General features: G+C 55.9%; 6 protein-coding genes and 1 riboswitch. Of the genes, 3 read left to right on the forward strand and 3 right to left on the reverse strand.

The window, feature by feature from the left end; all coding sequences use genetic code 11:
* Positions 1-132: 132 nt before the first annotated feature.
* From RT018_RS11325 to RT018_RS11335, 3 genes are all read right to left on the reverse strand, one after another.
* Entirely contained in the window at positions 133-1,545 is a 1,413-nt protein-coding gene (locus RT018_RS11325) for an MATE family efflux transporter (protein ID WP_312942015.1), read from the reverse strand.
* A gap of 106 nt (positions 1,546-1,651) precedes the next feature.
* A complete protein-coding gene (locus RT018_RS11330; RefSeq protein WP_312942017.1) occupies positions 1,652-4,195 on the reverse strand; it encodes an EAL domain-containing protein in 2,544 nt (847 codons plus the stop codon).
* On the reverse strand, positions 4,192-4,761 hold the full coding sequence (locus tag RT018_RS11335; protein ID WP_312942019.1) for a phosphatase PAP2 family protein: 570 nt from the start codon (positions 4,759-4,761) through the stop codon (positions 4,192-4,194). The genes RT018_RS11330 and RT018_RS11335 overlap by 4 nt, the downstream gene beginning before the upstream one ends.
* Positions 4,762-5,031: 270 nt before the next feature.
* Positions 5,032-5,201, forward strand: a riboswitch (Lysine riboswitch).
* A 146-nt stretch (positions 5,202-5,347) separates the two neighbouring features.
* Between RT018_RS11335 and RT018_RS11340 the strand changes: the two genes are divergently transcribed.
* The 3 genes from RT018_RS11340 to RT018_RS11350 all read left to right on the forward strand — a co-directional run.
* Positions 5,348-6,238 (forward strand): transporter substrate-binding domain-containing protein, encoded by an 891-nt coding sequence (locus RT018_RS11340; protein WP_312942021.1) that lies wholly within the window; start codon positions 5,348-5,350, stop codon positions 6,236-6,238.
* 52 nt (positions 6,239-6,290) lie between these two features.
* A complete protein-coding gene (locus RT018_RS11345) occupies positions 6,291-7,181 on the forward strand; it encodes an amino acid ABC transporter permease (protein WP_312942022.1) in 891 nt (296 codons plus the stop codon).
* Between the two features lies 1 nt (position 7,182).
* The coding region (locus RT018_RS11350; RefSeq protein ID WP_312942024.1) for an amino acid ABC transporter ATP-binding protein at positions 7,183-7,767 on the forward strand (585 nt) is incomplete at its 3' end.

A 7,767-nucleotide genomic window follows, 5' to 3' on the forward strand; every position in this document is an offset into this window, starting at 1 on the left:
TAATTTTCATGATGTTTTTGCCGCTCCCTTTTGTTGAAAAGCCAAAATCATTCTTCTCAACTTACTTTTATGTCAACCAAACAGTTTTGTATCAGACACATTATATAGTGTATCAGCTTATTTTGCAATACCCTATTTAGTATTTTGACAAGAAATCTTCGCAGCCTCCTGCCGCGCCTGTGTTTCAGCAAAGCGGCGGTCTGTCCGGCGCTTTGCCCAGAGGTAGCAAAGCACATGCGTCAAAAGGGTCACTACCCACGAAATGGGATAGGACCAGTAAACGCACTCCGGCGTATGGTACGCCGGAATCTGAAAGACAGTGGCAATCCACACCAGACGAAGAACGCAGGCACCCATCAGCGACACCATCATGGGCATCACTGAGTAGCCAATTCCTCGCAGGGCACCCACCATTGTGTCCATCATGCCGCAGATAAAATAGGTTCCGCAGATGATACCAAGACGCACAAAGCCAGCCTCCACCACCGATGGGTCCCCGGAGTAGATGCCAAGCAAAAGCCGTCCTGCCTGCCATGCACCCACGCCTAACAACAGACCCGTGGCCGTTACAACGCCCAGCCCTGTCCGCAAAATACGGTTAACCCGATCCAGCCGCCCCGCTCCCACGTTCTGGCTGGTAAAAGACAGCGTTGCCTGATACACCGCGTTCATCGAGACATATACAAATCCTTCGATATTGCTGGAGGCGGCACTGCCCGCCATGACAATCTCCCCCAGAGAGTTGACGGAGGACTGGATTACCACGTTGGACAGAGAAAAAATGATGCCTTGCACTCCCGCGGGTAGGCCCACCCGCAATATACCGAGAAGCTGCTCCTTGTAAAAGCGCAGCGCCCGCAGCTCCAGACGAAAGCTCCCCGTTTCCCGCATCAGACAGGAAACCACCAGCGCCGCAGAGATACACTGGGACACCACGGTGGCGATAGCCACGCCCGCCACGTCCAAATCGAACACGATGACCAGCAGCAAATTCAGCGCCACATTCACAACGCCGGCCAGCAGCAGATAATACAGCGGGCGGCGGGTATCTCCCTTGGAGCGCAGAAGACCCGCGCCGAAGTTATACAGCATCAGGGCGGGCATTCCCAAAAAGTAGATCCGTAGGTACAGAACCGCCAGATCCAGCACAGCGGGCGGCGTCTGCATCCAGATCAGCACCTGCCTCGCCATAGCGATGCCCACAACAACCATCGCCATGCCGCTGCAAAAGGCGAGAAGCATGGTGGTGTGAACCGCGCGATGGAGTTCCCGCTCTCGCTTTGCCCCGAAATACCGGGCAGCCAACACGTTTGCGCCCACGGAAAGCCCAACGAACAAATTTGTCAGCAAACTGATTAAGGCCGTGTTGGACCCCACCGCCGCCATGGAATTGTCCCCAGAATACCGCCCTACCACAATCACGTCCGCCGCGTTAAACAGCAGTTGGAGCACGCTGGAGGCCATCAGTGGCACGGTAAAGCGCAGCATTTTTTTCAGAACTGGCCCGCTGCACATATCAATTTCATAAGTCTTCGACTTTAACATACGGTTACCCGTCTCCTCGTTTTCATGCTTTTTGCACGGCGATCCCGCAAAATTCGCGGCGGCAAAGGCTGCCGCCGCGAGTTGCAAAGGTGCGATTTATCCATCATCAGGTTCCATTTGCCAGCGCATCCAGCGTTTTTCTCAAGTCCTCAGGGTCATAGGGCTTGCGCACAAAGCCCCGTGCACCCAGACGCAGGGCCTTTTCCTCGCTGTCCAAGTTGTCTCTCTGGGACAGCACCAGCACCGGAATGTCCCGCAGAACCGGGTCCTGTGCCTTTTTTTGTAGAAATTCGTACCCGTCCATAATGGGCATAATGATATCCAGCAGCACCACACAGATGTCTTCCCCGCTGCGCAGCGCATCCAGTCCCGCCTTGCCGTTGGATGCCCCCAGAATGCTGTACTGGGGAGAGAGCATTTTCTCCAGCACCAGTTGGTTGACTCGATTGTCCTCCACAATTAAAAGCTTGGGGCAGGTGCGGCAGCCTAATTTCTGAGACGGCCGGGGCGGCCCGGTCTCCTCGCTGGGAACGGCGGACAGCCCCCTGCCGCCAAACTCGGCAGGCAGTCTCAACTCGGAAATATCCCGGAACAGAGCCAAAAACAGCTTGCGGCTGTCTTTGCGCCCCATATAGTAGACGCTGACCATCAGGCTTTTGATGCGGTAGGAATCCATATACCGGCGGATTACCAGTTCCTGTCGTTCTCCCGTTTCCGAAGCGACGTCCATGGCCATGAGAAACGCAGGACGGTCCCGCTCCTCCAACCAATCAGTGATTAGCTGTCCGCTGCGAAACAAAAGCTCGGGAGAGCTTTCCATCAGGCGGTAGTACCCGTCGTTCACACTAAGAATCTCCGCCGCGTCGCCAAATTGCTCAAACATGGCCGCCGCGTCCATTCTCCCCTGCATCATCCTGTCATAGGACTTCACCGCATCCCATACCGCCCGGGTGTCCGCCGTCTTGTCATAAATCCGGGGCCGCTCCGGTGCGGAAGCCGACCGATAGCGTTCCAGCAAAGAGAAGAATTCCTCCTCGGGAACAGGGCGGGAGAAATAGTACCCCTGCACCCGGTCGCAGCCGATGGAGCGCAGATAATCCACATGGGTTTGCGTCTCCGCTCCCTCTGCCACCACGCTCATCTCCAGCCACTTGGCCATGCGCACAATGCTGCTGACCACACAGTTCGTCCGCTCGTCGCTGCCAACGCTGCGGATAAATCCCATGTCCAGCTTCAAAGACGACACCGTCATGTTCATCAGCATATTCAGCGAGGAATAGCCATTGCCAAAATCGTCAATCAAAACCGCAAAGCCTGCCGCGTTGAGCTGCCGGGTCAAATCCAACATCTGCCCCGGGTCCTCCATGTAAACGCTCTCCGTCACTTCAATACGAAAGGTAGCGGGGTTCACATCATATTTTTTAGCAAGTCCCGTCAGCAGCCCACAAATATCTGCGCTGTAAATATCCAGCCGTGACATATTGGCGGAAATTGTGACGTCGGGGTAACCCGCTGCCTTCAACTCCGCCAGATACTGAAACACCCGCTCCCAGACATACTGGTCAAGTCGGTTGATAAAGCCGTTTTTTTCAAGAATGGGAACGAATTGATTGGGAAGAATCAGCCCCCGCTTCGGATGATCCCAGCGTACCAGTGCCTCCGCCGACACCGGCGCGTTGGACGACAGGCTGAAAATTGGCTGGAGATACACCTGAAACTGCCCCTGCTCCAACGCCTCATACATCCCAGAGGCCACTTCTTGCTCCCACAGCAGGCTGCGCCGCAACTCCTCATCATAGAGCGCCACGCTCTTGTCACTGCGGCCGGAAACGGTTTCCTGCGCAATTTGTGCACGGTCGCACAGTTCCACCACCGGAAGCGTAGGATCGTCGATTTCATAGACGCCGCAGCACAAATGCAGCACGTATTTGAGGTGTAGCCGCCGCATCAAATCGGCGCCCAACCGGTTAAAGCGGGAAAGCTCCATCTCCTCCGTGCGGCACAGCAGCACAAACCGGTCCCCGCCCACGCGGCCCACGTGAATCGCGCCCCGCATCGCCGTCAACTTTGCCGCCAGATTCCGCAAAAGCTGGTCACCCGCCGCCCGGCCAAAAAGATCATTGAACACCTTAAAACGGTCCATATTTAAAAAGATAATGGACAGAGCCCGGGGCCGTTTGTCCTGCTCCATTTCCGCCAGCGTGTCCCGCGCCTTTTTTAAAAACGGTTCCCACTGCAAAACGCCGGTCAGCGGGTCCAAATCCCGATCTTTCCAGAAAAGATTCACCAGATTTTGCACCTGACAGGAGAGGATATCAGGCTCTCTGGACTCTTCAAAAAACGCGGCGGCGCCAAGGCTCAGCGCCTTTAACTCATCCTCCGCTCTCCCCATGGCAATCACGGGAATGGACTTAAGCAGCCGGTTCGTGTGGAGAAAGTGCATCACATCAAACCCGCTGAATTCAAACAGACGGCATTGCAGCAAAATCGCGGCAAAGTCCTGTCGCGTCCGCAGGATGTCTACCGCCATCTCCCCGTCCAACGCGGACGTGACACAAAACACGCCATCCAGAACTCCTGCGGTCTGCTGACGGCGCTCTCCGTCTCCGTCCACCAGAAGAATTTTCTGTCTCTTCCGCGTGTCCTTCACGTCTCTTCCTCTCCTCCGGCGGGACAAATCCGCCCCGTTTTCTTATCTGCCCACCGCTTCAAATGTCCAGCTGCCAAGCCCACCGTCAGACCCACCGCAGCGCCGGCCAGCACATCGCTGGGCCAGTGCACATATAAATACAGCCGTGAAAAAGCAATCAGAGCCGCCAAAACCAGGACGGGCCATAACAGTCTGCCGCGCTTTTCCGACAGCAGAGCACCCACGGCGGCAAAGGACAATGCCGTGTGTCCGGATGGAAACGACCAGTCCTGAGGTCTTGAAATTAAAAGCGTTAGCGCGGGATTCATGTCGCAGGGCCGCGTCCGGGCAAGCAGCGGCTTGAGAACTCCGTTGCAAAGCAGCACATCCAGAAACAGCGCCAACGCCAAAACCACGCCGGTAGGTCGATATCTCCGTGTAAAAAGCAAAATCGCCGCCAGCGCAATCCAGATTTCTCCGTGGTTGCACAGCGCGCTGATCAGCGGCATTGTCGCGTCCAAAAGCTCTGTCCGACAATTTTCCTGTATCCAGTTTAAAATGCCGAATTCAAGCTCCCTCACCCGCATACCTCTCTCGTACGGCCGGCGCAAAATCAGTAGCGCCGGACAGCCTTTAAAGCCCCCGTACTAAGCAATGTCGTCCATTGAGGCCATTGTACCATCTGCTTCCAATTTTGAAAAGGTTTATTTATGCACAATTCCACCAAAGTCAAACGAGTTTCAATTGTTTTGCATTAAAATATGCCAATTTTTACGTTTTGCACAAAAATGCAAAAAAATTTTGGGAACACGGTTGACATCCCCTCTATATCGTGATAGGATACCTCAAAATTGGATCGCTCAGATAGAGGCGCGAGGTTCATCAGTACCGCGAGTAAGTCGGCAGGCAGCCGCCGCGGAAAAGGGGACATCGCCGAAGGATTTTGGAGCTGCCTGCTCCAGGATGCCTGGGCTGTCGGGGAATACCCGCCGGACTGTCACATTTTTTGTGAAGCGCTATCATGGCTAAATCGGGCAGTATTGCTTGCTTTTTCCACGGGTCGCTTTGCGTCAAAGCGACCCGTTTTTTGTCGTTCTCTTTTGTGGCGGAGAGAGGGATATTGAACATCAGCCGCCACAAAGGACCATTGGTTGAAAGAAAGGAAGATTTTTTATGAAGAAGTTTTTTGCTCTCGTTTTGGCGCTGGCCATGACTGCATCTCTTGCCGCCTGTGGCGGCAGCTCTACCCCGGCAGCCTCCGGTTCCAGCTCATCCCCATCCTCCGCTGACGGCGCAGCCCCCTCCGGTGTGGAGGACGGTGTGCTGACAGTGGCTATGGAGTGCGGCTACGCGCCCTACAACTGGTCTCAGCCGGACGACTCCAACAACGCGGTTCCCATTCGGGACACCAACGAATACGCCAACGGTTACGACGTAATGATGGCCAAAAAGCTCTGTGAGGCCAACGGCTGGAAGCTTGAAATTGTCCGCCTGGAGTGGGAATCTCTGGTGCCCGCCGTTCAGTCCGGCGCGGTGGACGCGGTGATCGCAGGGCAGTCCATGACCGCCGAGCGGGCGGAGCAGGTGGACTTTGCAGGCCCCTATCTGTTCGCTTCTATCATATGCCTGACCAAGGCCGACAGCGCCTTTGCAAACGCCAAGGGCATCAGCGACCTTGCCGGCGGTTCCTGCACAAGCCAGCAGGGCACCATTTGGTATGAAACCTGCCTGCCTCAGATTGAGGGAGCCGATATCCGGACGGCGGCGGAGTCCGCCCCCGCTATGCTGATGGCACTGGAAACCGGCGCAGTGGACTTTGTGTGCACCGATATGCCCACCGCACAGGGCGCAATGGTCGCCTATCCCGATTTCAAGCTGTTGAACTTCTCCGGCTCCGGCGATGACTTCACGGTTTCCGACGAGGACGTGAACATCGGCATCTCCGTGATGAAGGGCAACACTGTGCTGAAGGACGCCATGAACTCCGTCCTTTCGGGCATGACCACTGATGATTTCAACGACTTGATGGCACAGGCCGTGGCCGTGCAGCCCATCGGGGCCTGAAAAATTCTATCCGGGCGCGCCCGTTGAATACTGAGGGAACGAGGAATCCACTATGGACTGGTCAAGATTTCCACAACTTGCCGCAGACATTTCCGATCTCTGGGCAAAATACGGCATGGTGAGCTATCTGGGCGGCATCTGGCGCACGCTGATTTTGGCCGTGGTGGCCACGCTAATCGGTTGTGTCATCGGCCTTGGCTGCGGTATTTTGCAGACCATTCCCAGCGCCAAATCCGACCACCCTGTCAAGCGGTTGGGTCTGGGGCTTGTGCGGGTGTTGCTGCGCATTTATATCGAGGTCTTCCGGGGCACGCCCATGATTTTGCAGGCGGTGTTCATTTACTACGGCCTGCCCTATTTCACCAACAACTCCCTCCGCTTTGAGGGCATCTGGACCGTGGCCATCCTGGTGGTATCCATCAATACCGGCGCGTATATGGCCGAGTCTGTCCGAGGCGGCATTCTCTCCATTGACCCCGGCCAGACCGAGGGTGCCAAGGCCATTGGCATGACCCACTTCCAAACCATGTTGAGTGTCATTCTGCCCCAGGCTCTGCGGAACATTATGCCCCAGATCGGAAACAACCTGATTATCAACATCAAGGACACCTCCGTGATGTTCATTATTGGCTTTACTGATTTTTTTGCCGCCCACAAGGCGATTTCCGGAGCCACCTTTACCTACTTCCCCTCTGCCACCATCGAAATGGCGGGCTATCTCACTATGACCCTTACCGCCTCCCTCCTGTTGCGGTGGGTGGAGCGGCGGATGGACGGGTCCGACAGCTACGAACTGGTGCAAACCGACCCTCTGACCATGGCCGCCGGGACCTATAACCATCCCGGCAGGGGCAGCAATTTTGACGAGCACAGCAAAGAATACGGGGAAAATTCAAAGCAGACCTCCAAAAAGCGGGACACCACCTCGAGAGGAGAAAGCTGACATGGACGAAACGATTCTTGAAATCCGCCATCTGGGCAAGGCCTTCGGCAGTCATCAGGTGCTGCGGGACATCGACTTCACGGTGGAAAAGGGAGACGTGACCTCCATCATCGGCTCCTCCGGCTCCGGAAAGTCCACCTTGCTTCGCTGCGTGAACTTGCTGGAAACTCCCACCTCGGGCGAGATTCTTTTTCATGGTAAGAACATGGCGGACCGGGGCGTGGACGCAGCGGCATACCGTTCTCGGGTTGGGATGGTGTTTCAGTCCTTCAACCTATTCAATAACATGACCGTTCTAAAGAACTGCGTGGTTGGACAGGTAAAAGTCCTGAAAAAGGACCCAGCGGAGGCCCGCACAGCCGCCCTTCGATATCTGGACCGGGTGGGCATGGCTCCCTATATCAACGCAAGGCCCCGTCAGCTCTCCGGCGGACAGAAGCAGCGGGTGGCCATCGCCCGGGCACTTGCCATGGAACCAGAGGTGCTGCTGTTCGACGAACCCACCTCCGCACTGGACCCGGAGATGGTGGGTGAGGTGCTGGACGTGATGAAGGACCTGGCCAGGGAGGGAATGACCATGCTGGTG

It is taken from the genome of Oscillibacter sp. (genome assembly GCF_032060045.1).
Classification (GTDB): Bacteria; Bacillota; Clostridia; order Oscillospirales; family Oscillospiraceae; genus Oscillibacter.